Source organism: Bradyrhizobium sp., assembly GCF_035701725.1.
In the GTDB taxonomy this organism is placed as follows: Bacteria; Pseudomonadota; Alphaproteobacteria; order Rhizobiales; family Xanthobacteraceae; genus Bradyrhizobium.
In genome coordinates, this window is the sequence record NZ_DASSRP010000421.1 from 1 (window position 1) to 23,055 (window position 23,055).

At 63.0% G+C, this 23,055-nt stretch carries 24 protein-coding genes; 12 read left to right on the forward strand and 12 right to left on the reverse strand.

The features are described 5' to 3' along the window. Both VFL62_RS25880 and VFL62_RS25885 read left to right on the forward strand, forming a co-directional pair. Nucleotides 1-1,403: L-lactate permease (locus VFL62_RS25880; RefSeq protein WP_325175237.1), on the forward strand; the 1,403-nt coding region annotated here is incomplete at its 5' end. A 130-nt stretch (nt 1,404-1,533) separates the two neighbouring features. After that, nucleotides 1,534-1,950 (forward strand): META domain-containing protein, encoded by a 417-nt coding sequence (locus tag VFL62_RS25885; RefSeq protein WP_325175238.1) that lies wholly within the window; start codon nt 1,534-1,536, stop codon nt 1,948-1,950. Nucleotides 1,951-1,962: 12 nt separating this feature from the next. On the opposite strand, the gene VFL62_RS25890 is transcribed toward VFL62_RS25885, so the two are convergent. The 3 genes from VFL62_RS25890 to VFL62_RS25900 form a co-directional block, all read right to left on the reverse strand. Then, a complete protein-coding gene (locus tag VFL62_RS25890) occupies nt 1,963-3,159 on the reverse strand; it encodes a hypothetical protein (RefSeq protein WP_325175239.1) in 1,197 nt (398 codons plus the stop codon). 136 nt (nt 3,160-3,295) lie between these two features. Next, entirely contained in the window at nt 3,296-4,930 is a 1,635-nt protein-coding gene (groL, locus tag VFL62_RS25895; RefSeq protein WP_325175240.1) for a chaperonin GroEL, read from the reverse strand. Nucleotides 4,931-5,094: 164 nt separating this feature from the next. Beyond that, a complete protein-coding gene (locus VFL62_RS25900; protein WP_325175241.1) occupies nt 5,095-5,391 on the reverse strand; it encodes a co-chaperone GroES in 297 nt (98 codons plus the stop codon). Nucleotides 5,392-5,761: 370 nt separating this feature from the next. Here VFL62_RS25900 and VFL62_RS25905 point away from each other — a divergent pair, with 370 nt between their 5' ends. Continuing rightward, a complete protein-coding gene (locus tag VFL62_RS25905) occupies nt 5,762-6,277 on the forward strand; it encodes a hypothetical protein (protein WP_325175242.1) in 516 nt (171 codons plus the stop codon). 84 nt (nt 6,278-6,361) lie between these two features. Here VFL62_RS25905 and VFL62_RS25910 read toward each other — a convergent pair whose 3' ends face one another. Next, a complete protein-coding gene (locus tag VFL62_RS25910; RefSeq protein ID WP_325175243.1) occupies nt 6,362-7,132 on the reverse strand; it encodes a protein phosphatase CheZ in 771 nt (256 codons plus the stop codon). Nucleotides 7,133-7,426: 294 nt separating this feature from the next. Between VFL62_RS25910 and VFL62_RS25915 the strand changes: the two genes are divergently transcribed. Further along, a complete protein-coding gene (locus tag VFL62_RS25915; RefSeq protein WP_325175244.1) occupies nt 7,427-8,239 on the forward strand; it encodes a L,D-transpeptidase in 813 nt (270 codons plus the stop codon). Between the two features lie 69 nt (nt 8,240-8,308). Here the strand turns inward: VFL62_RS25915 and VFL62_RS25920 are convergent, their stop codons facing one another. The 6 genes from VFL62_RS25920 to VFL62_RS25945 all read right to left on the reverse strand — a co-directional run bounded on the left by VFL62_RS25920 (nt 8,309) and on the right by VFL62_RS25945 (nt 14,455). Further along, a complete protein-coding gene (locus VFL62_RS25920; RefSeq protein ID WP_325175245.1) occupies nt 8,309-9,169 on the reverse strand; it encodes a DUF2076 domain-containing protein in 861 nt (286 codons plus the stop codon). Between the two features lie 190 nt (nt 9,170-9,359). After that, a complete protein-coding gene (locus VFL62_RS25925; RefSeq protein ID WP_325175246.1) occupies nt 9,360-10,190 on the reverse strand; it encodes a ChbG/HpnK family deacetylase in 831 nt (276 codons plus the stop codon). Next, the gene (locus tag VFL62_RS25930) at nt 10,187-11,230 is read right to left on the reverse strand and encodes a glycosyltransferase family 2 protein (RefSeq protein ID WP_325175247.1); all 1,044 of its coding nucleotides are present in this window, start codon (nt 11,228-11,230) and stop codon (nt 10,187-10,189) included. The genes VFL62_RS25925 and VFL62_RS25930 overlap by 4 nt, the downstream gene beginning before the upstream one ends. A gap of 116 nt (nt 11,231-11,346) precedes the next feature. Continuing rightward, nucleotides 11,347-12,324, reverse strand: a complete 978-nt coding sequence (hisG, locus tag VFL62_RS25935) for an ATP phosphoribosyltransferase (protein ID WP_325175248.1) — start codon at nt 12,322-12,324, stop codon at nt 11,347-11,349. Then, the gene (locus VFL62_RS25940; RefSeq protein ID WP_325175249.1) at nt 12,321-13,499 is read right to left on the reverse strand and encodes an ATP phosphoribosyltransferase regulatory subunit; all 1,179 of its coding nucleotides are present in this window, start codon (nt 13,497-13,499) and stop codon (nt 12,321-12,323) included. Before VFL62_RS25940 ends, hisG begins: the two co-directional genes overlap by 4 nt. 197 nt (nt 13,500-13,696) lie before the next feature. Next, entirely contained in the window at nt 13,697-14,455 is a 759-nt protein-coding gene (locus VFL62_RS25945; protein WP_325175250.1) for a 16S rRNA (uracil(1498)-N(3))-methyltransferase, read from the reverse strand. Nucleotides 14,456-14,663: 208 nt separating this feature from the next. Between VFL62_RS25945 and VFL62_RS25950 the strand changes: the two genes are divergently transcribed. After that, complete coding sequence (locus tag VFL62_RS25950) at nt 14,664-15,353, forward strand: hypothetical protein (protein ID WP_325175251.1); 690 nt, start codon at nt 14,664-14,666, stop codon at nt 15,351-15,353. Between the two features lie 49 nt (nt 15,354-15,402). Next, a complete protein-coding gene (ubiA, locus tag VFL62_RS25955; protein WP_325175252.1) occupies nt 15,403-16,335 on the forward strand; it encodes a 4-hydroxybenzoate octaprenyltransferase in 933 nt (310 codons plus the stop codon). Nucleotides 16,336-16,404: 69 nt separating this feature from the next. Here the strand turns inward: ubiA and VFL62_RS25960 are convergent, their stop codons facing one another. After that, entirely contained in the window at nt 16,405-16,926 is a 522-nt protein-coding gene (locus VFL62_RS25960; protein ID WP_325175253.1) for a DUF6101 family protein, read from the reverse strand. A 306-nt stretch (nt 16,927-17,232) separates the two neighbouring features. Here VFL62_RS25960 and VFL62_RS25965 point away from each other — a divergent pair, with 306 nt between their 5' ends. The 6 genes from VFL62_RS25965 (at nt 17,233) to lpxK (ending at nt 22,787) form a co-directional block, all read left to right on the forward strand. Continuing rightward, complete coding sequence (locus VFL62_RS25965; protein ID WP_325175254.1) at nt 17,233-18,633, forward strand: TldD/PmbA family protein; 1,401 nt, start codon at nt 17,233-17,235, stop codon at nt 18,631-18,633. Further along, nucleotides 18,620-19,441, forward strand: a complete 822-nt coding sequence (locus VFL62_RS25970) for a 3'(2'),5'-bisphosphate nucleotidase CysQ (protein ID WP_325175255.1) — start codon at nt 18,620-18,622, stop codon at nt 19,439-19,441. The genes VFL62_RS25965 and VFL62_RS25970 overlap by 14 nt, the downstream gene beginning before the upstream one ends. Nucleotides 19,442-19,510: 69 nt before the next feature. Beyond that, entirely contained in the window at nt 19,511-19,759 is a 249-nt protein-coding gene (locus VFL62_RS25975; protein WP_325175256.1) for a DUF4170 domain-containing protein, read from the forward strand. Further along, on the forward strand, nt 19,756-20,472 hold the full coding sequence (locus VFL62_RS25980) for a lysophospholipid acyltransferase family protein (protein WP_325175257.1): 717 nt from the start codon (nt 19,756-19,758) through the stop codon (nt 20,470-20,472). The genes VFL62_RS25975 and VFL62_RS25980 overlap by 4 nt, the downstream gene beginning before the upstream one ends. Continuing rightward, nucleotides 20,465-21,769 (forward strand): 3-deoxy-D-manno-octulosonic acid transferase, encoded by a 1,305-nt coding sequence (locus VFL62_RS25985; protein ID WP_325175258.1) that lies wholly within the window; start codon nt 20,465-20,467, stop codon nt 21,767-21,769. Before VFL62_RS25980 ends, VFL62_RS25985 begins: the two co-directional genes overlap by 8 nt. Next, nucleotides 21,762-22,787, forward strand: a complete 1,026-nt coding sequence (lpxK, locus tag VFL62_RS25990; protein ID WP_325175259.1) for a tetraacyldisaccharide 4'-kinase — start codon at nt 21,762-21,764, stop codon at nt 22,785-22,787. Before VFL62_RS25985 ends, lpxK begins: the two co-directional genes overlap by 8 nt. Here the strand turns inward: lpxK and VFL62_RS25995 are convergent, their stop codons facing one another. Continuing rightward, on the reverse strand, nt 22,788-23,009 hold the full coding sequence (locus tag VFL62_RS25995; protein WP_325175260.1) for a DUF2093 domain-containing protein: 222 nt from the start codon (nt 23,007-23,009) through the stop codon (nt 22,788-22,790). Nucleotides 23,010-23,055 lie beyond the last annotated feature (46 nt).

Below are 23,055 nucleotides of genomic sequence, written 5' to 3' on the forward strand. Positions count from 1 at the left end.
TCTACCGGCTGACGGTGGAGAAGGGCGTGTTCGAGACGTTGCAGAACACGATCGGCGGCGTCACGCAGGACCGGCGCCTGCAGCTCCTGCTGATCGCCTTCTCCTTCGGCGCGTTCTTCGAAGGCGCCTCGGGCTTCGGCACGCCGGTCGCCGTCACCGGCGCCATCCTCATCGGCCTCGGCTTCTCGCCGCTCGCCGCATCCGGCCTGTCGCTGATCGCCAACACCGCGCCGGTCGCCTATGGCGCGCTCGGCACGCCGATCCAGGGGCTCGCTTCGGTGACGGGCCTCGACCCCTATATCCTCGGCGCCCTGGTCGGCCGGCAGCTGCCGGTGTTCTCGCTGATCGTGCCGTTCTGGGTGGTGTGGGCGTTCGCCGGCTGGAAGGGCATGAAGGACGTCTGGCCGGCCATTCTGGTCACCGGCATTTCGTTCGCCGTGCCGCAATTCGTCATTTCCAACTACGTCAATCCCTGGATCGTCGATATCGGCGCCTCGCTGATCTCGATGGGGGCGCTCATCCTGTTCCTGAAGGTCTGGCAGCCCAGGCAGCTTTGGCTGTCGCCGGCACTTCGCGGCAACGATGAATCGATGGCGACGATGACGCCGGCGAAGCCGCTCGACAAGACGCCGCTGACGCAAGCGCAATTGTGGAGCGCACTGCTGCCATGGATCATCGTCTGCATCGTGATGCTGATCTGGGGTAACGGCGCCTTCAAGTCATGGGCGAACTCGATCTTCACCTGGAACTATCCGGTTCCCGAACTGCATAACATGATCAACAAGGTGCCGCCGGTTGCGGCGACCCCGACCAAGGAAGCAGCCGTATTCGGCTTCACGTACCTGTCGTTTACCGGAACGGGCATGCTGTTTGCGGCGATCATTGCCGGCTTCCTGGCCGGCTTCTCGCCGCTGCGGATGATCACCGAGTATGGCCGCACGATCCGGCTTTGCGCGATTTCGCTGATCACGATCTCGGCGATGCTGGCGATCGGTACGCTGACGCGGCTCTCCGGCATCGATGCGACGCTGGGTCTCGCCTTTGCTGCAACCGGCGTGCTCTATCCGTTCTTCGGCACACTGCTCGGCTGGCTGGGCGTGGCGCTGACGGGATCGGACACGGCCTCGAACATCCTGTTCGGCAACCTGCAAAAGATCACCTCCGAGCAACTGGGCATGTCGTCGGTGCTGATGGCTGCCGCCAACTCCTCGGGCGGTGTCATGGGCAAGATGATCGATGCTCAGTCGATCGTCGTCGCCTCTACCGCGACCAACTGGTACGGGCATGAAGGCTCGATCCTGCGCTTCGTGTTCAAGCATTCGATCGCGCTGGCGTGCCTGGTTGGCCTGTTCGTGATGCTGCAGGCCTATGTCTATCCGTTCACGTCGCTGGTCCTGAAGTAGGCGGCTGGCCAGCCTGGATCGATCGAAATCCCCCGCGTCCCGTAGCGGACGCGGGGGATTTATTTTGCCGTTGTCAATCTGGTCAATCTGATCTCACCCGACTACAACCGCGCAGTTCTGGAGGAACTGCATGTTCGCAACGCGAGTTTTTTTGAAGCAGACAGCGCTGGGCGCGATATTGGTTGCCGCCGCGTTGCCGCCTGGTCCTGCTACCGCCGAGGAAGGGTTTCCGTTCGGCTTCGAAATGACGCTGGATGGACCGCCGCAGCCCGGGTCGAAGCGCATTCCGACGCTCGAGATCGGCGACAATGGCGAAGCCAAGCTCGATCTGTGGTGCAAGAGCGGCACCGGCCAGTTTTCGGTCGCCGGCAACACCGTGATCTTCGTGCCCGGCCGCTTGCAGGACCGAGATTGTACGCCGCCGCGTGCGCAAGCCGATGACGATTTGGTCGCGGCGCTCGGCGAGGCGACCACATGGCGGCGGCGGGGCGATCAGGTCTCCTTTACCGGAACGAGGACGCTGCGGTTTCGCCTCAACACCAACTAGTTCCTGCTTCCGCTACTTCCAGGCCGATTTGTCGGCGTCCCAGCGCTGGGCCTTGAACTCCTTGGCCAGCGCATCGATGACGCCGTTGTCGTCTTTTTGCGCGCCTTCCTCATCGCCGCTTGCATCGTTGGCGAGGACGAGCGCGGGGGGCGAATTCTCGTCGGCGGTCGAGACCGAGGGGCTGGAGACCCAGAGGATCAGGCGGTCCGATGCTCCAGGCTTGTCGGCAGCGACAAGCGCGTTCACCTCGATCGTGTCGGTGAGGCCAAGCGTCGGATAGAGCTCGTTGGGACGCTTGAAGCTCAGCGTCAATTTCCCGTTGGACGAATTCCAGGCGGAGCTTGCCGGCTTTGCGGAAAAGACGCTGGCGAGGACGTTCGCGACCTTGCTCGCAAGCTTGTCCCTGTTGAGCTTGTCGCCATCGCGCCAGGGCGCGGCCGGGAAACGGATGGTGCGGTCCATTTCGAGGATTCCGCTGGTCCATCCGGCGGCGATCACGCCCGGCGCCTGCTTGAATTTCGCGATCAGTGCGGCGGCGCGATCCGGATCGGCGCTGAGCGTGATGGTCTGCTGACCGGCGCGCAGCACGTCGCAGGTAACCGCGAGGCTGCTCATGGAAACTTCAGTGTCCTGTCCCTTGAGGCTCTTCAGGAAATCGGCCACGGCCTCGAGCTTGACGCGAACCCCGATCGCTTCCGGCGATACTTCGCTAAAGTCCTTTGGCGCCGGCGTGATGCCGTCGTCGCTCGACTGGCTCTCCTGAAATTCCCGCTCGCTTAAGTCGGAATTGTCGGTCGAGTTCACTTCGGTGACAGTGGAGCCGATGCTGATCTGGCCCTTGAATTCGAAATTGTCGCCGGTCGGTTTTCGCGTCAGCTTGACCGTGACCGGCAATTTGGCGCCGACGCTCGTGGTGGTGCCGGTCAGAGCCTGGCCGTTGATGGCGAGATTGACGACGAAGCGGTCCTTGCGGTCCGAACCCTTGGCAATGGGATAACAGACATCGAGCGTGGCCGCGGTCAGCGTCTTGCCCTGCCGCGTCTCCTTCAGGACCACGTCGGCATTGCCATCCATCAGGCCGTCGATGGCGGTGAAATACCTGACATCGTTGGCGCCGGGCGAAGCCTTTGGCGAGAGCTTCATTTGGCCGGAGGCCGCACCGGTCAACGCCGAGACAAGAACGGTCAGGAGAAGCAAAGGTGCGCGCATCTGCACTTCCTTGGAAGCAATGGGATTTCAGCCAAAGCTGAAGCGGCGCCGGTTGTAGCAAAGCTCAAGAAAAATCGCCAAAAAAGAAGGCCGCCGGGAGGCGGCCTTCTTCGTGAATAGATGTTGGGATCGGCGATCAGAAGCCCATACCGCCGTGTCCGTGGCCGCCGGCCGCCGGGGAGGCCGGCTCCTTCGGCAACTCCGCGACCATGGCCTCCGTCGTCACCAGGAGGCCGGCGACGGAGGAGGCATCCTGCAGCGCGGTCCGCACCACCTTGGCCGGATCGATGATGCCCTTGGACACCATATCGACATACTCTTCGGTCTGGGCATCGAAGCCAAACGTCTCCGACTTCTCTTCGAGGATCTTGCCGACCACGATCGAACCTTCGACACCGGCATTCTCCGAGATCTGGCGGATCGGAGCTTCCAGCGCCTTGAGCACGATGTTGATACCGGCCTGTACATCCGAGTTGTCGTTGTGGATGCGCCCGACCGCCTTCTTGGCGCGCAACAGCGCGACACCGCCGCCCGGCACGATGCCTTCCTGCACGGCGGCGCGGGTCGCATTCAGCGCGTCTTCGACACGGTCCTTCTTTTCCTTGACCTCGACCTCGGTCGCGCCACCGACGCGGATGACCGCGACGCCGCCAGCGAGCTTGGCCAGACGTTCCTGAAGCTTTTCGCGGTCATAATCGGAGGTGGTTTCCTCGATCTGCGCCTTGATCTGGCTGACGCGGCCTTCGATGTCCTTCTTCTTGCCGGCGCCGTTGACGATCGTGGTGTTCTCCTTGTCGATCACGACCTTGCGGGCGCGGCCGAGCATGTTCACGGTGACGCTTTCCAGCTTCATGCCGAGTTCGTCGGAAATCAGCTGGCCGCCGGTCAGGATCGCAATGTCCTCGAGCATCGCCTTGCGGCGATCGCCGAAGCCCGGCGCCTTGACGGCGGCGACCTTGAGGCCGCCGCGCAGGCGGTTGACGACCAAAGTCGCCAGGGCTTCGCCCTCGACGTCTTCGGCGATGATCAGAAGCGGCTTGCCCGACTGCACCACGGCTTCCAGCACCGGCAGCATCGCCTGCAGTCCGGAGAGCTTCTTCTCGTGCAACAGCACGTAGACGTCTTCGAGCTCCGCAGTCATCTTCTCGCCGTTGGTGACGAAATAGGGCGACAGGTAGCCGCGGTCGAATTTCATGCCTTCGACGATGTCGACCTCGGTCTCGAGCGACTTGTTTTCCTCGACGGTGATGACGCCTTCGTTGCCGACCTTCTGCATCGCCTGGGCGATCATCTTGCCGATCGCGGAATCGCCGTTGGCCGAGATGGTCCCGACCTGGGCGACTTCGGAGGAGGAGGCGACCGGCTTGGCACGCTTCTCGATATCCTTCACGACCGCGGTCACCGCGGTATCGATGCCGCGCTTCAGGTCCATCGGGTTCATGCCGGCGGCAACGGCCTTGGCGCCTTCGCGCACGATGGCCTGGGCCAGCACGGTGGCGGTGGTGGTGCCGTCGCCGGCGGTGTCGTTGGTCTTGGAAGCGACCTCGCGCAGCATCTGCGCGCCCATGTTCTCGAACTTGTCGTCGAGTTCGATCTCCTTGGCGACGGTGACGCCGTCCTTGGTGATGCGCGGCGCGCCAAAGCTCTTTTCGATGACGACGTTGCGGCCCTTCGGGCCGAGCGTCACCTTGACGGCATTGGCGAGAACATCGACGCCGCGCAGCATGCGCTCGCGCGCGTCTCCGGAAAATTTGACGTCCTTGGCAGCCATGATCCTAACTCCTCAGATTTGGAAAGTTTTGCTTGCTTGCCGCGTCGCACACTTCGCAATGAGCGCCCTTGAGCCGGCAATTGCCTCTCCGGGGAGGGGGTGCCCGGCCCAAGTCCGGGCAAGGTGCAAAGTGCGCGCCGAGGCGGGGGAACGAAGGCAGCGGCTTAAGCCAGCACGCCCATGATGTCGCTTTCCTTCATGATCAAGAGTTCCTCGCCCTCGATCTTGACCTCGGTGCCGGACCACTTGCCGAACAGCACGCGATCGCCGACCTTCAGGTCGATCGGAATCAACTTGCCGGATTCGTCCCGGCCGCCGGGACCCACCGCCGTGATTTCGCCCTGTGAAGGCTTTTCCTTGGCGGTGTCGGGAATGATGATGCCGCCCTTGGACTTCTGTTCGGCATCGATGCGCTTGACCACGACACGGTCATGCAGTGGGCGAAATGTGGTTTTAGCCATGACGGTTCCTTTGGAGGACTGGTTCTGCTGGTGATCTGCCGTCGAAAGCAGCCTTGGAATACGTGCTTATTCGATACCGCGGAGGGCAGTCTGTTCTGTTATCTTGGCAATCAAGTGTCTAGAGTGCCAAGTCAGCGACTGGGCAATATGGCTTCGCAGCGATCCTGTCAAGCGAACGGAGATTAAGGCGTTGGTGAGGCTCATATAGGATGCTTTGGGAAACCATATCGGTGCGTCGGCGTCATTTGCAGGACGTCGTTGCTAGCTCAGGGTTTTTGCGCTTGGCTGGCAGTGGTCCGGCCAGGTGGGTAGCAAATGTCAAATCCACTCCAGTCGTCGGATGCGACCGCGGATTTGCTTGGGGGATAACATGATCGGTTCAGGTAGCGCGCGGACGGCTGCCAATCTGGGGGTCGCTTCGGTGCTGGCGATCTTCCTGGGAGCGTGCAGCAGCATGAGCCTGCCATCGTTCTCGTCATCCTCGACGCCGCCTCCAGAGCCGGCGCCCGCGCCGGAAATGCCGGCGAGCATTCGCGCCGACGAACTCGTCGGCAAATGGGGGCTGGCCTCGTTCCAGAATCCGAATGACCGCGCCCGCACGGAGGCCGCCGCGAAGGCGCAGTGCAAGCAGCCTTATGTGATCGGGGCTGGCTCGAGCGGCGGCGTCATCATGCACCTCGCCGACCAGGCAACGCCGCAGGAATTGCGCCTCAAGGGCAGCCCGAGCGGCAAGAATTACATCGGCCCGTCAGGTCCGGCCGGCGGCGAGCAGGACCGCGAGATCGTGTCCTTTGACGGGCGGGTGCTGATCACGCGCTTCATCGACAAGGATGCCGCCACCCGCTACGGCAACATGGTCTATGTGCGCTGCGCGCCGCGGGCGTAACGCGCCAGGCGACGTTCGGACCTCAGCCAATGAAAACGCCGGCCTTTTTGGCCGGCGTCTTTTTTTGAAAGTGGACTTGGACGTCTAGTCGAACAGGGCGTCGATATCGTCCTGCGAGGCATGGCCGACGTCGCCGTCCAGTTTCGGGCCGTTCAGCAGCTTGGCATCGCCCTCGCGGGTATCGACGATCGGCTGTGCGTGCGCCTTGATGGCGTCAACGCCGCCCCAGATATCCATCATGACGGTGATGTGATGTTCGATGAACTTCATCGTGTTCATCACCTTCTTGATCCGCTGGCCGGTGAGGTCCTGGAAGTTGCAGGCCTCGAAGATGGAGACCACGCGCTCCTGAATTTCTTCGCTGAGCAGTTTCTGCTGATCCGGCGAGGTGACCCTGCTGAGCGCGGTGGCCGCATTGTCGATCGCTTCGGTCGCTTCGAGGATCTGCTGGGTGGCCTCTTCGGTGCCGCCGACGACGGCGCCAAGCTCGCCATTGACCTTTGCCATTTCCTCGCCGTTGAAGCTCTTGCCGTGCAGCACGGCAATCTCGCGCTTGGTCCGGGTGATGGCATCATAGATCAGGTCGAGCTCGACCTTCAGCTTTTCGCATTGTTCGATTTGGGCTCGGTAGGATTCAAGCATTGCCTGTGCCTCTGCGGCTTCGCGCGTTGCAGCCTCGCCAATCGTCTCCGCCGTCGCGGTGCTGCGTGAAGTGGCCATCTGGGCGCGAATGGCGCGCAGTTCGTTCATGATCTCGCGATGCATGGGGCCTACTTCTGTGTCGACCTCCGCGGGCAACTGGATATCCCCGGAGAAGGCTTCTTCGATTCGAAAACGTCTGCGATGAACCGCCATAACAATGTCCCTGACCCCTTCACTCCGCAGTGCTTTAAAGCAGACTGAATTTAACACGAGGTTCACGCCGGAACTGGCATGCACGAAAGCGCGCGCGATGCATACCGACGATTAACCATGTGCGTCTCCGTTCACCGAAAATAAACGCTACCGGACAAAACCGCGTCCCTCTGACGACGTGGTGAATCGAAACGGCGATTCCGTTTACCAAACCGATGCGGTTTTTGCTTTTAGCTAACCACGTGCAGAGGCGCCGCTCCGGCGCGCTCAACGACGAAAAGTATGAGTACGTCGATGAAGAAGATCTATTTCGCGCTGCTCGCCAGCACCTGCTGGTTTGGCTTTGGATTATCGCAGGCTGCCGCCAACGAATCCGACTTCGTTGCCGCGCCGGTCGTGCTTCACCCCGATCACTCCGCAACGCCCGCGCCCGCGCCGGTGCGGATCGCCTCGGCCGATCGGCCCAGCATGGGCGGCGGCTTCATCGAGTTCCTGTTCGGCGACGGGCAGGGGCAGGGCCACCAACCATACGACCAGGCTGATAGACAAAGGCCGCTCTATCCGCAGCAGCAGATCTATCAGCAGCAGCCGTATCAATCGGGCTACCAGCCCCAGCAGAGCATGCAGCAACCGATGATGGGCGAGCCGGCACGCCCAGCCTTCGACCCGAAATATGAGAAGCAGATGGTCGAGTATGACGGCAGAGAAGGCGCCGGCACGATCGTCGTCGATACGCCGAACAAGTTCCTTTATCTGGTTCAGGGCAACGGCAAGGCGTTGCGCTACGGCATCGGTGTCGGCCGCCCGGGTTTCACCTGGTCGGGCGTCAAGACGATTTCAGCCAAGAAGGAGTGGCCGGATTGGACGCCGCCCTCGGAGATGCTGGCACGGCGACCGGACCTGCCGCGGCACATGGAGGGTGGGCCGCAAAATCCGCTCGGCGCACGTGCGATGTATCTCGGTTCGACGCTCTATCGCATACACGGCTCGAACGAGCCCTGGACGATCGGCACCAACGTGTCGTCGGGCTGTATCCGGATGCGCAATGAGGACGTGATCGACCTTTATGGCCGCGTCAATGTCGGCACCAAAGTGGTCGTGATCTGAACGATAAACTTCAACGAAAATGAAAAGGCCGCTCCTAACCGAGCGGCCTTTTTGGTTTACGTCGACGCGTCAGGCGAAGTCGCTGTCGTCGTTGCCGCCGAAATCGTCGTTTGCATCCGCTTCCAGATCGTCGCGCTCGTCGGCTGCGCGCAAATCGTCCTCCTGATCCTGGGCGAGATCCTGGGCGTAGTCCTGCGCGGCGAGGTCCTTCGTCGAGCCGATATCGTTGAGCCCGGCATCGCGCGCGAGACTGCTGTTGGAGTTGTCGGTCCACGGACTTGCGCCGGTCGCGCGGTCGGCGAGGGACGCGTCGCCGAAGGCGTGGTGGCCGCCGCCCATCATGCCACGGATGCTGTTGAGCAGAAGCGATCCGCCGATGGTGCCGGCGGCAGCTGCCGCCGCGGTTCCGAGAAATGAACCGCCGCCGCCCATGCCACCCATCATGCCGCCACCCATCGGCGACTGCGGGCCGCCATAGGACTGACCATAACCGGACTGGCCGTAGCCGCCCTGAGATTGGCCGTAGCCGCGGTCGTCATACTGCTGGCCGGACTGCTGCAATACCTGACCGCTGTTCCAGACCGGACGACGGCCACCGAGATCCGGCGGTCGCACATTCGGCACCGAGCCGCTGCTGCTCTGGTTTTGCCCGAAGATGGCGCCGCGCATCGAATCGAGGAAGCCGCCGCCACCTTGATTCTGCTGGGGCGCCTTGTCGAGCTGGTCCTCCAACTGCTGGATGCGGTCGTTGGCGCGACGCAGCGCCTCGTCCTGGACGAGCACCGTCTGTACCAGCGGATAGATCGCGTTGGGCGCGATCCGCAAGCCTTGCGTGATCGCGGCGGTCGCATCGGCATCGCGCGGTGCGCTCTCCATCTTGGACAGCCGGTTGAAGAGCTCATCGACCAGTTGGCGTTCTTGCGGTGTCATCAGACCTCTCCCTCGCTTTGCAGAAAAGCGTGGCATGGATGTAGGGGGGCGTTCTTGTCGCAGGTAGGACGGGCCGATATTAAATTTGCGTAGGCCCGCGGTTCGCAGCCAGTTGCCGCGGCAAGACCTTGATTTAAGCCAATAATCCGAAACTGGCGGCGGGCCGCTGGCGCGGTTGGCGTCAAGCGTTTCAGCCGAGCGTGACTTCGTTGGCGGCCAGAAGGGGCAAGAATTCTTCTCCCTTCAGGAACTCGTATTCACGTTCACGCTGGACCGTCAGCGGATCGAGTCCAACCAATACATCGTCGACAAAGCCGGGATGGCACATCACGACACCGTCTTCCGCCATTCCTTTCAGAAACTGCCGCATCAAGGCGCCGAAATCGGATTGTTTCGAAAAATCATAGGCGCCGGCAAAGGCTGGATTGAACGCAAGTTCGGCGCGCGCGGCGTGGCTGCGAAACCGTGTGCTCAGGAGGTCGAGCACCAGCGCCTTCGGGGAATCCAGCCGTTCCGTCAACGGGCGGTCGCGGCCGCATTGACGGACCCATGCATCGGGTGCGGCCTGCTTCACCGCCTCGACGAACGCCGTGCGCACGCCGGGAAAAAGTTGCGCGTGCTGATGGCCGTCGACGAAATCCGGCGCGCGGCCGAACAAGTCGGCGAAAGCCGTCAGTTGTTCCATCACTTCGATATGGATCAGTTCCTGATCGAGCCGTCCGATCAGGCCACGGCGCAGAGCGGCCGTGTGGGACAAGAACAAGCCACCTTCAAGAGGGCGGAAGTGCATCGTCAGCGGCCGAAACGGCGCGGTGAGCGTCACGTGCAGGCCGATCGCACAGCGCGGGCTGGCTTTTGCCGCCGCCTTCAGCGCATTCACTTCGTCACGGCCGATCGCGGGCCCTACCACCATCACCGAGGTGGCGTTGAGGCGGCCGTTCTCGATCAGATCGCGGATGGCGCGGTTGACGCCGGGGCTGATGCCGTAATCGTCGGCGCACAACCAGATGCGCCGGCTCATTCGGCTGCAGTCCTTTCGCTTGCATCGTCGGCGCGTTGATCGGCGCGCTTGTCGGAATGTTCGGCGACGAAATAGATCGGACGTGCTTTCAACTCGGAAAGGATCTTGCCGATATATTCGCCGACGATCCCGATCATGATGAGTTGCACGCCGCCGATCGTCATCAACCCGACGACCAGCGAGGGATAGCCGGGGACGGACTTGCCATCGATCAGCGTTTCCCAGAGAATCGAAAGACCGAACAGGAATGCGGCCGACGCCAGCAATACGCCGAGCAAACTCGCAAAGCGAAGCGGGGCGACCGAGAATGAAGTGAGGCCCTCGATCGAAAGTCCGACCAGGCGACCGGCGCTGAACGTGGTCATGCCGTGCTCGCGCGCCGCCGGCTCATAGTCGACGCGGATCTGGCGGAAGCCGATCCAGCTTGCAAGGCCCTTGAAGAAGCGGTTGCGCTCCGGCAATTGGCGCAGCGCGGCGGCGGCGCGGGGCGACAACAGACGAAAGTCGCCGGCGTCTTCGGGAATCTTCTGCCGGGCGCCCCAGTTGATCAGCGCATAGAAGCCGCGCACCGACCATCGTCGCAGCAGCGGCTCGTTGTCGCGATGGGCCTTGGCCGTATAGACGACGTCGTAGCCATCCTCGATCCAGTGGCTGACCAGTTTCTCGACCAGGTCCGGCGGATGCTGGCCGTCGCCATCCATGAACAAGACCGCGCCGCGTCTCGCATGGTCGAGGCCGGCCATCAGCGCGGCTTCCTTGCCGAAATTGCGCGACAGTGACACGACCTGAACGTCGATACCGTCAGCCTTGAGGCCGAGCGCGATCGCAAGCGTGCCGTCCGAACTGCCATCGTCGACATAGACGACTTCGCTGGCCAGCCGATAGCGCGCCTTCAGCCGGTTCGCGAGGTCGCAAATCCGTCGGTGCAGCGAGGCGAGGCCGGCCGCTTCATTGTAGAGCGGCACAACGATCGACAGGCCCTGCGCCGCGGCAGTGGCCGCGGTCGTCGACAGGCTCGATACGTCGGTACCCAGCATCATCGATTACGTTCCAGTCTCGGCATCGTCCGCTATCAGTCTGGCCCGAAAATATGTCCCCGCCCAACAACATATGGCATCGGTCATGAAATGTCGCTACGGGCGGAACCGTATTTTGCCTACGACTTAAGGAACGCCTCAAGGCGGCCAAACAGCGGATTTTCCCTACCGAGCACGTAGTCGAGCGAGGCCACCGACACCGTTTCCGCGCCGTGATCGCGCAGGAAGCTGCCGAGGGCATAGAGCTGGGCGGGCGGGCAGTGCAGCGTCACCATGCCGGAGGACGTCGGTCCGCCGAACGGCGATTCCACGCCGAAGCGCTGCTGAGCCTGCGCCAGCAAAGCGTCGTTGCATCCGCTGAAGCGGGTGCGGACCTCACGGAATTTGTTGGCGCGCGCCCGCGCGGCGATGTGGTCGAGGATCACCCGCGCGGTTTCCCGCGCCTCGCCCGACCAGTCGGCCTCGCGCGAGGCGACGAGATTGGCGTGGCTGCGCAGGATGACGCCGTCGTCGAGCACCTTCAGTCCGTTGGCGGCAAGCGTCGCGCCGGTTGTAGTGATATCGACGATCATTTCGGCGGTGCCGACGGCGGGTGCGCCTTCGGTGGCGCCCAGGCTCTCGACGATGCGGTAGTCGACGATGCCGTGCGCGGCGAAGAAGCTGCGGGTGAGGTTGATGTACTTGGTCGCCACGCGCATGCGGCGGTTGTGCTGTTCGCGAAAGCCCGAGGTGACGTCGTCGAGATCGGCCATCGTGCGCACGTCGATCCAGGCCTGCGGCACCGCGACCACGACATTGGCGTTGCCAAAACCGAGGCTGTCGATCAGAAGCACGCGCCTGTCGGCATCGAGGATGCTTTCGCGCACGAGGTCTTCGCCGGTGACGCCCATATGCACACTGCCGCGCGCCAATTGCGAGGCGATTTCGCTCGCCGACAGATAGGCAATCTCGATATTGTCGAGACCCATGATGGTGCCGCGATATTCGCGGGCGCCGCGCGGCTTGGCGAGCGCGAGCCCGGCATGCGTGAAGAACGCCTCCGCTTGCTCCTGCAGGCGTCCCTTTGAAGGTACAGCGAGAACGAAGGGGTTGGTCACGACCGCCTCCCGGACTTGGGGAGCTCGGATTTGGCGGGCTGGCCGATCCGGGCGAGCGCCTCAACCCATACCGAGAAGCCGACCGCGGGGATGGGCGTTGCCGAGCCGAGCTGCGTCAACAGCCCGTCGTAGCGGCCGCCGGCGACCAGCGGTTCGGCGCCGTTGTTCTTGGCGTGCAGCTCGAACTCGAATCCGGTGTAATAATCCAGCCCGCGGCCGAACGAGGTTGCGAAGCGTATCTCGGCGATATCGATGCCGCGCGCCGCCGTCAGACCGACCCGGCTGTCAAAGGCGTCGATCGCCGCGCCGATATCGAGCTTGGCGTCAGCTGCAAGGGCGCGCAATTGCTTGGTCGCGTCGCGAGGGTCGCCGGTGATGGCAAGAAAACGCTTGATGATGGTGAGCGCATCGCGCGGCAGCGCACCGGCCTTCAAGGTCGACTGTTCGAGGAAGCGGTCGGCGATCTCCGCAACGGTGCGGCCACCGACGTTGGTCGCGCCCGCGATCGACATCATGTCGGTGACGAGCGCGAGCGCGGCCTTGCGATCGGAACCGGCGAGCGCCGCTAGCACGCCCTCATATTCGTTGCGGGTCGTGGCGTTCGAAACCGTCAACCGTTCGATATCCTGCTCGAGGCTGACCTTGCGGTTGAAGTCCTTGATCAGCCGGCGCCGCCAGACCGGATAAAGATCGAGCGCATCGAGCAGCGATGTGAAGAGCGCAACGTCGCCGGTGCGGATTTCGACATCCTTGACGCCAAAGGCCTGGGTGGCTTCGAGCGCGAGCGCCAGCATTTCCGCATCCGCCGCCGGGCGGTCGAGCCGTCCGAACGATTCGATGCCGGCTTGCAGGAATTCGCTTCGCGCCCCGTCGCGGTAACGGAACACGGGACCGAGATAGCTGAAACCGGCGGCCTGTCCCGCCTGTGCGGAGGCCAGATATTGCCGCGCGACCGGAATGGTCAGGTCGGGACGAAGACAAAGCTCCTCCCCGGTCGCATCCGTCGTGAGGTACAGGCTCTTTCGGATGTCCTCGCCGGACAGATCGAGAAAAGGTTCGGCCGGCTGCAGGATCGGAGGCTCGGCCAGCGCGTAGCCGGCCTTGGCGAACGACATCAGCAGCGTGTCCGCCCATACGGCGGACCCGGTCGCACGAAGGGGCGCGGTGACGGTCATCTGGCAGTCCAAATCCTCGAAAATGGGCTCGCTACATCGATATACGTCTAAGTCTTTGACACAACGTTATTTTATTGAGTGCCGGATGCCTGGCCCGCCGGATTGGTCGCATTCGAAGGGGCTAGCCGCCGCCCTTTAGCATGACGGGGCGGGGGTTTCGACCGGGATTGGCCAAATCACTTAACGGTTGGCTGGCCTCACCTGGCCGCCGCTTCCCCGCTCCAGTCGCCGAGCGCGGCCTGGATCAGCGCCAGCGCCGCAACGCCCGCCGTATCGGCCCGCAGGATCCGGGGGCCGAGCGACAGCCGCAGGATATGGGGTTGTCGCAGCAGAACCGCGCGCTCCTCCTCGGCAAAGCCGCCTTCGGGTCCGATCAGCACATCGATTCCCGCGGCGGCTCTTGTGCCCTTGAGCAGTTGCAACGGATTTGTCACCTCGGTTGCTTCATCGCAGAAAACCAGAAGGCGTTCGGCATTGCGATCGCCGAGAAAGCGCTCAATAGAAACCGGAGCTGCGACCTCGGCGATGCCGAGGATACCGCATTGCTCGGCGGCTTCGATGACATTGGCGCGCATGCGTTCGCTGTTCACGCGTGCCACTTGCGTGAAGCGCGTCAGCACCGGCTGCAGCCTGCAGGCCCCCATCTCCACAGCCTTCTGCACCATGTAATCAAGCCGGGCATGCTTGAGCGGGGCGAACACATAAACGAGATCCGGCAAGCGGTCCTGACTGCGGGTCTGAGTTGCAACTTCAAGGCTGTCGGGCCGCTTGCGTCCGCGCAAGGAGGCATGCCATTCGCCGTCACGTCCGTTGAAAACGAGAATGCCGTCGCCGGCGGCAAGCCGCAGCACATTGCCGAGATAATTGCTCTGGTCGGGCTCGAGCGCGACCGTGGCGCCGCTTTCCAGTGCGGCATCCACGAATAGTCGGGGTTTGCGAAAGTCATGCGAAGGCATTATGGGTCTGGCCGCGCTCACGTCTGGTCCGCGGGCTTTTTATCCCAAAGGATTAAGAAATTGCGCGATTATTGCCTCGCGGCAGCGACCTCGCGCCGCGCTCTTGCCCAATTCCACGGGTTGTTAACCGTTGGCAGCAATCGTAAAATACCGTCCCGGAGTCGCTCTCCTGTCGGGAAAAGCTTGCAGGCCTGAAGGAACAGCTTTGATGATCCGCCGATTAATCGCGCCATTGTTGATGGCCGTTGTGGCATTTCACGCCGGACAGGCATTGGCGCAAGGCGCGTTTCCGGCGCCATTGCCCGGCAAGGTCGGCACGGTGAACGATCCGGCTTTCCCGCCTGTCAATGGAGCTGCGCCGCCACCCTCTGGTGCTTTCGGCAACGCGCCGCCGCCACCGGGCGCCTTTGGCAATGCGCCGGCCCAGGCTTCCTTTCCGGGAGCCGCCAGTTCGCCTTTCGCCGCGCCTCCGACCCAAGGCGGGGCGGATGATTGCATGAAAAATTTCTTGCCGCTGCGGCAAGAGGCGGAAAAGCGCGGTCACCTGCTGAAAGTCGCGGGTGAAAAAAAGGTCAGCGCTGACGAAGCCTGCAAGCTGATCACCAGCTTCATCCAGGCCGAAGTCAAGATGATCAAATATGTCGAGGTAAACTCGGCAAAATGCGGAATTCCCCCGCAGATCCATGATCAGCTCAAGAAAGGCCATGATGCCTCCGAGGGCATGAAGTCCAGAATCTGTGGCGCAGCCGCGCAGATGAAGAATGCGCCGCAGGGTCCGGTCGGTCCGAGCCTGAGCGAAGTGCTCGGCTCCGCGGCGCAGTTGCCTGAAGCCACCACGGCCAAGAAGAGTGGCGGCACCACTTTCGATACATTGAGCGGAAACGCGCTGGCGCGATGATGCCGATGTCCGGCCTCAGTCCGGCATCGACAGCAAAGGCTGGGTTCCCATGACCGATCTAGCCTCGCGCGTGGCGGATGCCATCGGCAACTGGGTCGATACCCGCGCTCCCGTTTGGTCGAGACCCTATCTTCGGTTGGCCCGCCTTGATCGTCCGATCGGTTCATGGCTGCTGCTGCTGCCGTGCTGGTGGTCGGCGGCGCTTGCTTGCGCGCTCGCGCGCGATGTCGGCCGGCTGCCGATGATCCTCGCCTTGTTCTTTGTCGGCGCATTTGCAATGCGCGGCGCCGGCTGCACCTGGAACGACATCACCGATCGCGATCTCGACGCCAAAGTCGAGCGCACGCGATCGCGCCCGATCCCGGCGGGGCAGGTCGGCGTGCCGCAGGCGTTGGCATTTCTCGTCGCGCAGGCGCTGATTGGCCTGGCGGTGCTGCTCCAGTTCAATCGCTTTGCGATCATCACCGGGATTTCGTCGCTCTTGATCGTCGCCGTCTATCCATTCATGAAGCGGATCACCTGGTGGCCGCAGGTGGTGCTCGGGCTCGCCTTTTCGTGGGGCGCGCTGATGGGATTTGCCGTCGTGCTTGGACAGATCGGCCTGGTCGGGTTGTTCCTCTATGCCGGTTCGATCGCCTGGGTGATCGGCTATGACACGATCTATGCGCATCAGGATGCCGAGGATGACGCGCTGATCGGCGTCAAGTCCACCGCGCGACTGTTCGGCGAGCAGACGCATCGCGCGCTCGTTTTCTTCTACGGTTTGGCGCTGCTCCTGATCGGCACCGCGCTCACGCTCGCCGGTTCGGGCGTCTGGGCCTGGGTCGGGCTGGCCGCTTTCGCCGCCAATCTTGCCTGGCAGATTGCGCGGCTGAAGATCGGGGATCCCGCGCTCTGTCTGCGGCTATTCAGATCCAATCGCGAGGCCGGGCTGATGTTGTTTGCCGGGCTGTTGGTCGACGCGCTAGTGGTCCGATTCTGACATTCGCATCTCGGTTCGGTTGGCGCCTTTGCGAACAATCCACTCCACCGATGCGGGCGGCCTAGAGCTTCAGTTTCTTGCGATGATCTCGCGCTCGCCGCGATGGACATTGGCGCCGTCCAGCGGACCGCCGGCGCGCCGGCGCACCAGAAATTTCGGACGCCGCGCCCAGACCGCGTTGCGCCGCCGCCGTCGTGGCGCCGGCTCGCACGTTTCCTCCGCAAGTTGCGGCAAGGCGAAGATATCACTCCAGTTCTGCCAGGCCGTCGCGATCTCGTCGTGGTCGGAACTCACGCAAAGCGGAATGTTCAGGGATGGATCGCGATGCAACAGCACCAGCATCAGGCCGTCGTCGCTGCCGCGCAGCGCAATGCCGCGGAAATCGCTGACCCGAAGGTTGATGGCCATCCGCATGCCCTGGACGGCCCGCCGGAGCACGACGCGCTCGCGGTGAAGTTCGACATGACGCACGCCGTTGTCGGCGCGAACATCATGCACATCGAAGCTGACAGGTAGAGAAAGAGGGTCGAGCCGCATGGCGCGGCTCGACCCGGCGGGATTGAACCCGCTTGTTGATGTTTGACGCCTCACGGCTTGTCTCCCCGCCGGAATTATCTTCCCGGTCGATGCGTGAGAGCATGCCAGAGCGACGTCCGCATTGGCTTAAAAAGGCTGGTTAATCCGCCGTCACCGTGCTTGCTTCGCTCGGCATGATTGACAACACCTTGGCCCGCATGATTGACGGGACCTTGCGGGATTGCTGAAATTCTTATTCTCTGGCGGAACGAAAATGCTTGAAATCCAAGTGAATCAGGCACATTTCATCCGTTCCGTGCTTTGCTTTCGATGTTTTTTCGAAGGCGCTCAGCCTCTCCGTAAATCTGCGGGAATCTATTCGTGATCTCTTCACCATCGAATGCATCTTCGCTTTCAGCCGAAACCGCGACCGCCAAGCTGTTCGATCAATCCGCGTTGACGACGCTGGCGCAGCGGCTGGTTGAGGCCGCCAGACGCGCCGGCGCCGATGCCGCCGATGCGGTGGCCGTGCGCGGCATTTCGCAAGGGGTCGAAGTACGTGACGGCCGTGTCGAAGAATCCGAACGTTCGGAAGGCGACGATGTCGGTCTGCGCGTACTCGTCGGCAAGCGCCAGGCCGTGGTTTCGACCAACGATGTCGGCGGCGACGGCGTCGAGCGGCTCGCCGAACGCGCGGTCGCGATGGCCCGCGTGGCGCCCGATGACGAATTTGTCGGTCTTGCCGATCCTTCGCTGCTGGCACGCGACTTTCCGGATCTTGATCTACTTGATCCCAAGGTTCCGACCACTACTGAGCTGGAGCGCCGCGCCTGCGAGGCCGAGGCGGCCGCGCTCGCGGTCAAGGGCGTCACCAAATCGGGCGGAGCTTCGGCCTCGACCGGAATCGGCGGCATGGTGCTGGTGACCAGCACCGGCTTTCATGGCGCCTATTTGCGTTCGAGCCAGGGCATCTCGGTGACGGCTATCTCCGGCGAGGGCACCTCGATGGAGCGCGACTACGATTTCACCTCGGCGCCGCATGCCGAGGACCTCGCCACGCCTGAAAGCGTCGGACGTAGCGCCGGCGAGCGCACGGTTGCCCGTGCCAATCCGCGCAAGGTCGAGACCTGCAAAGTGCCGGTGGTGTACGACCCGCGCGTCTCCGCCTCATTGGTCGGTCATCTGGTCGGCGCCATCAACGGGGCATCGATCGCGCGCAAGACCAGCTTCTTGAAGGATCGCCTCGGCGAACAGCTCTTTGCCAGCAACATCCGCATCGTCGACGATCCGTTGCGACGGCGGGGCCTGCGTTCGCAGCCTTTCGATGCCGAGGGCGTCAGCGTCAGGAAACTCGCCCTCATCGACGATGGAGTTCTGACCACCTGGCTTCTGGATTGCGCAACGGCTCGCGAGCTCAAGCTCACGACCACCGGCCACGCGCATCGCGGCGTGTCGTCTTCGCCGTCGCCGGGATCCTATAACCTGCACATGGAGGCCGGCGCGGTGACGCCGGAGGAACTGATCTCCGATATCCGGCAGGGCTTCTACGTCACCGACCTGATCGGCTCGGGTGTCAACGGCGTGACCGGCGATTACAGCCGCGGCGCCTCGGGCTTCTGGATCGAAAACGGCAAGATCACCTATCCCGTGAGCGAGGTGACGATCGCCGGCCATCTTCTCGGTATCTTCAAATCGCTGGTGCCGGCCAACGATCTATCATTTCGTTACGGCGTCAACGCGCCGACGCTGCGGGTCGAGGGACTGACGCTTGGCGGACGGTGATGCCGAACACGATGTCTATCCGGAAAAATTTGCGCGCGAGGCTGCCCTTCTGGCCGACACGGTGCGGGAAGCGGGCGCGCTCGCGCTGTCGCTGTTTCGGACCGAACTGAGGAACTGGACCAAAGGGGCGTCCTCGCCGGTATCGGAAGCCGATATCGCGGTCAACGAGCTGATTGCCGGCAGACTGCGAGCCGCCACGCCGAACTACGGCTGGCTGTCCGAGGAAAGCGCAGACGACGACCAGCGTCTCGACAAGAACCTCGTGTGGATCGTCGATCCGATCGATGGCACGCGCGCTTATCTTGCCGGCCGTGAAGACTGGTGCGTCAGCGTCGCGCTGGTCGAGAATGCGCAGCCGGTGCTGGCTGCGGTATTTGCGCCGGCAACCGACGAATTCTTTGTCGCAGAGCGCGGGCGCGGCGCGCGGCTCAATGGGGGCGCGATCAGGGCGACCGCCGGTACGGCGCTGGATTTTCCCCGCATCGCCGGGCCGAAGCCGCTGGTCGAGCGGCTCAATCGCAGCGGCAACGAAATCTCGCTGCATCCGCGCATCGGCTCGCTGGCGCTTCGTTTGTGCCGCGTGGCCGACGGCAAGCTCGATGCCGCTTTTGCTGGCGGTCAAAGCCGCGATTGGGACCTTGCGGCGGCCAATTTGATCGTGCAGGAAGCGGATGGTAGCATGACCACGCTGTCGGGGGACGCAATCCGGTATAATCGCCGTGAAGTGACTCACGGAATGCTCGTGGCTGCGGGGCGCGATCGTCATGCAAGCATCGTTGAGCAATTTCGAGGCCGCGTTTTGCCATGAACGTGTCCAGATGTTTCTCGTGCCAAATCCAATTCGCTCACAGCCGGCACAGCTTTAGGAAGAAAGACCATGCCAGATAACGCCCCTCAGCAGTTGCTGCATCTCGTCCTTGGTGGTGAGCTGAACGACCTTGAGCACAATACGTTCAAGGATCTTTCGCAGGTGGAAATCGTCGGCCTGTTTCCCAACTACGCGACCGCCTATACGGCCTGGAGGAGCAAGGCGCAGCAGACGGTGGACAATGCCCACATCAGATATTTCATCGTCCATCTCCATCGGCTGCTCGATCCTGAGCAAGATTCGAAGTCCGGCCATTGAAGAAACTGCTTCGCGATCTGCTTCGCAGCAGCTGGTTTCAGCGCGCGGTGGGTTCGCTCGCGGCCGCATTCCTGCGCATGGTCTGGCGCACCAGCCGATTCAGCTTCGATCCGCCTGACGTCTATGACATCGTCGAACCGCAAATGCCGGCCATCTTTGCCTTCTGGCATGGCCAGCACTTCATGACGGCTTTCGTCAAAACCAAGGAAAGTCAGCGCGTCAAAGTCCTGATCTCGCGGCATCGCGACGGCGAATACAACGCGATTGCCGCCGAACGGCTCGGGATCGGCACCATCCGTGGTTCCGGCGACCACGGTTCGGCGTTTCACCGCAAGGGCGGGGTCGGCGCATTCAAGGAGATGGTACGCGCCCTCGAACAGGGTTATAACGTCGCACTGACCGCCGATGTACCGAAGCGTTCGCGAATAGCGGGTCTCGGAATCATCATGCTGGCGCGCGAATCCGGGCGGCCGATCATGCCGTTCGCGATGGTGACCAGCCGCTACTGGCGTTTGAAGAACTGGGACCGGACCACGATCAATCTGCCGTTCAGCCGGGGGGCGTTGGTGGGAGGCGAAATCATCATGGTTCCACCCAACGCCGATGCCGAGAAGATGGAAGAGCTGCGTGCGCGGCTCGAGGCAACGCTGAACGAGGCCACAGTGCGCGCCTATGCGCAGGTCGGCCGTCCCGACGGGGTCCCCGATGGCTAACGCGTTGCCGATGACCTTGCGCGTCTATCGGCGGCTATCTTCGGTGGCCGTCCCGCTTGCGCCTGCGCTGATCAAGCGGCGGTTGAAACAGGGCAAGGAGGACCCGGCTCGGGTCGCCGAGCGGCGAGGCGTCAGTGCCGACCCCCGGCCACACGGACCGCTGGTCTGGATTCACGGCGCCAGCGTCGGCGAGGTGCTGGCGGCTGCCGCCCTGATCGAGAAGCTGCGCGAGCTCAATATCCGCATTCTGCTGACGTCCGGCACCGTCACCTCGGCCGCGATCGTCGCCAAGCGTTTCCCGTCCGATATCATTCATCAATACGTCCCTTACGACTCGCCGCGTTACGTCGCGCGCTTTCTCGATCACTGGCGGCCGAGTCTGGCGCTGTTCATCGAATCCGATCTATGGCCAAATCTCATCCTGTCGAGCGCCGCAAGACGCCTGCCGATGGTCTTGATCAATGGGCGGATGTCGCACCGTTCGTTTCCGCGCTGGCAGCGCGTCAGCAGCACGATTTCGGCCTTGCTCAGCCAGTTCGATGTCTGCCTGGCGCAGTCGCGCGTCGATGCGGAGCGTTTCTCCATGCTCGGCGCGCGCAACGTCGTCGTGACCGGCAACCTCAAGCTCGACGTGCCGCCGCCTTCGGCCGACTTCACAAAACTGGAGCGGCTGATGTCGGTGACCCGCGGCCGTCCGATCATCGTGGCGGCATCAACGCATCCGGGGGAAGACGAAATTCTGATCGAGGCACATCGCGCGCTGGCCGGGCTGTTTCCGTCGCTTCTGACCGTAATCGTGCCGCGCCATCCCGGCCGCGGTCAGGCGATCGCCCAGTTGATCGAAGCTGCGGGCCTGCACGCCGGGCTGCGATCGCGCGACGAACTGCCGATCGCGACGACCGATATTTACGTCGCCGACACGATGGGCGAGATGGGGTTGTTCTACCGGCTTTCTCCCGTCGTTTTCATGGGCGGGTCGCTGGTCGAACATGGCGGGCAGAATCCGATCGAGGCCATCAATCTCGGCGCCTCGGTGGTTCACGGTCCCCACACCTTCAATTTTTCCGACGTCTATGAGGCGCTCGACAGCGCCGGCGGCGCGAGGCTCGCGGAAACGCGTGAGGCGCTGATGAAGCAGCTCGGCCAACTGCTTGCCGATCCCGCGGCACGCAATCGCGTGCTTGGTGCCGCAGAGCGTGTCGTGTCGCAATTGGGTGGCGCGCTCGATCGGACACTGGCGGCGCTTGAGCCCTATATCCTGCAATTGCGCCTCGAAATGGGGGCCGCGGATGCATGAGCCGGCCTTTTGGTACCGGCCATCATCGGGGATTTCGCTGCTGTTGTCGCCGCTCGCTGCCATCTATGGCGCGGTTGCCGCACGCCGAATGCAGCGCAAAGGCTTTGATGCCGGCGTTCCCGTGTTCTGCGTCGGCAACTATCATGTTGGCGGGGCAGGCAAGACGCCGACCGTGCTCGCGCTGGTGAAGCTGCTGCGCGATCTCGGCGAGACGCCGGTCGTGCTCAGCCGCGGCTATGGCGGGCGGCTGCGCGGGCCGATCATGGTCCAGTCCGATCGCCATACCGCCGCCGAAGTCGGCGACGAACCGTTGATGCTGGCGCGGACGGTGCCGGTCGCAGTCGCGCGTGAGCGTCTCGACGGGCTGGCGCTCGCCAAGTCGCAAGGCGCAAGCGTGATCTTGATGGATGATGGTTTTCAGAATCCGGCGATCGCCAAGGACGCATCAGTCATCGTGATCGATGCGCATCGCGGGCTCGGCAATGCATGCGTGTTTCCTGCAGGGCCGCTGCGGGCGCCATTGCCGCCGCAGATCGATCGCACCGATGCGCTGATCGTCATCGGCGAGGGCGATGCGGCTCGCGCTGTGGCCGCCACCATCGCGGCACAGAACAAGCCGGTTCTGGCCGCGCAGATCAAGCCCGACGAAGCTGCGCTGGCGTCGCTGCGTGGTCGGCGCGTCCTGGCCTTTGCCGGCATTGGCGACCCCGACCGCTTCTTCCGCACCTTACGCGGCAACGGCATCGAGGTGGCGACGCAGCGCGCTTTCGACGATCACCATCCCTTTACGCACGACGAAATCGAAGCGCTGCTCACCGAAGCCAGGCGCGATGCGCTGATACCGGTGACGACCGAAAAAGACCTGGCACGGATCGGTGCTGCCGGCGCGCCGCCGTCATGGGCGCAAGGCATCGTAGCCTTTCCCGTGACGCTGGAGTTCGACAGTGCGCCCGATCTGCGCCGGTTTGTGGCCGATCGCTTGTTTCGCGCGCGCGACAGCAGGTTGAGGAATGGTTGATCAGCGCTTCAATGCGCCGGGAAAATGCCGCTGCAGCACTGCGACAGGCTGCGCATAGGCTTCCTGCAAATCGACGCTCCAGTATTTCAGTTCGTCGAGCGGTATCCGCACGTCGGTGACGGCACAGCGAACATAGGTTCCCGGCGAGATCACGCGAAAGTCGCCGTCCAGATATTGCAGTTGCGCCTCGCCGTGGCCCGGCGGGCCCGATTTATTCAGCACCTGGAAGATCTCCGAAAGTTTCTGTCCATTTCCGTATCATAGATAA

Bases quoted from the DNA above. Each gene is read 5' to 3' on its own strand.
- VFL62_RS25930 (WP_325175247.1), bottom strand. From the start codon at position 11,230: ATGATGCTGGGTACCGACGTATCGAGCCTGTCGACGACCGCGGCCACT.
- VFL62_RS25920 (WP_325175245.1), bottom strand. From the start codon at position 9,169: ATGACACCGCAAGAACGCCAACTGGTCGATGAGCTCTTCAACCGGCTG.
- VFL62_RS25925 (WP_325175246.1), bottom strand. From the start codon at position 10,190: ATGAGCCGGCGCATCTGGTTGTGCGCCGACGATTACGGCATCAGCCCC.
- VFL62_RS25885 (WP_325175238.1), top strand. From the start codon at position 1,534: ATGTTCGCAACGCGAGTTTTTTTGAAGCAGACAGCGCTGGGCGCGATA.
- VFL62_RS25910 (WP_325175243.1), bottom strand. From the start codon at position 7,132: ATGGCGGTTCATCGCAGACGTTTTCGAATCGAAGAAGCCTTCTCCGGG.
- lpxK (WP_325175259.1), top strand. From the start codon at position 21,762: ATGCATGAGCCGGCCTTTTGGTACCGGCCATCATCGGGGATTTCGCTG.
- VFL62_RS25945 (WP_325175250.1), bottom strand. From the start codon at position 14,455: ATGCCTTCGCATGACTTTCGCAAACCCCGACTATTCGTGGATGCCGCA.
- VFL62_RS25975 (WP_325175256.1), top strand. From the start codon at position 19,511: ATGCCAGATAACGCCCCTCAGCAGTTGCTGCATCTCGTCCTTGGTGGT.
- VFL62_RS25900 (WP_325175241.1), bottom strand. From the start codon at position 5,391: ATGGCTAAAACCACATTTCGCCCACTGCATGACCGTGTCGTGGTCAAG.
- VFL62_RS25905 (WP_325175242.1), top strand. From the start codon at position 5,762: ATGATCGGTTCAGGTAGCGCGCGGACGGCTGCCAATCTGGGGGTCGCT.
- groL (WP_325175240.1), bottom strand. From the start codon at position 4,930: ATGGCTGCCAAGGACGTCAAATTTTCCGGAGACGCGCGCGAGCGCATG.
- VFL62_RS25940 (WP_325175249.1), bottom strand. From the start codon at position 13,499: ATGACCGTCACCGCGCCCCTTCGTGCGACCGGGTCCGCCGTATGGGCG.
- ubiA (WP_325175252.1), top strand. From the start codon at position 15,403: ATGACCGATCTAGCCTCGCGCGTGGCGGATGCCATCGGCAACTGGGTC.
- VFL62_RS25915 (WP_325175244.1), top strand. From the start codon at position 7,427: ATGAAGAAGATCTATTTCGCGCTGCTCGCCAGCACCTGCTGGTTTGGC.
- VFL62_RS25950 (WP_325175251.1), top strand. From the start codon at position 14,664: ATGATCCGCCGATTAATCGCGCCATTGTTGATGGCCGTTGTGGCATTT.
- VFL62_RS25985 (WP_325175258.1), top strand. From the start codon at position 20,465: ATGGCTAACGCGTTGCCGATGACCTTGCGCGTCTATCGGCGGCTATCT.
- VFL62_RS25890 (WP_325175239.1), bottom strand. From the start codon at position 3,159: ATGCGCGCACCTTTGCTTCTCCTGACCGTTCTTGTCTCGGCGTTGACC.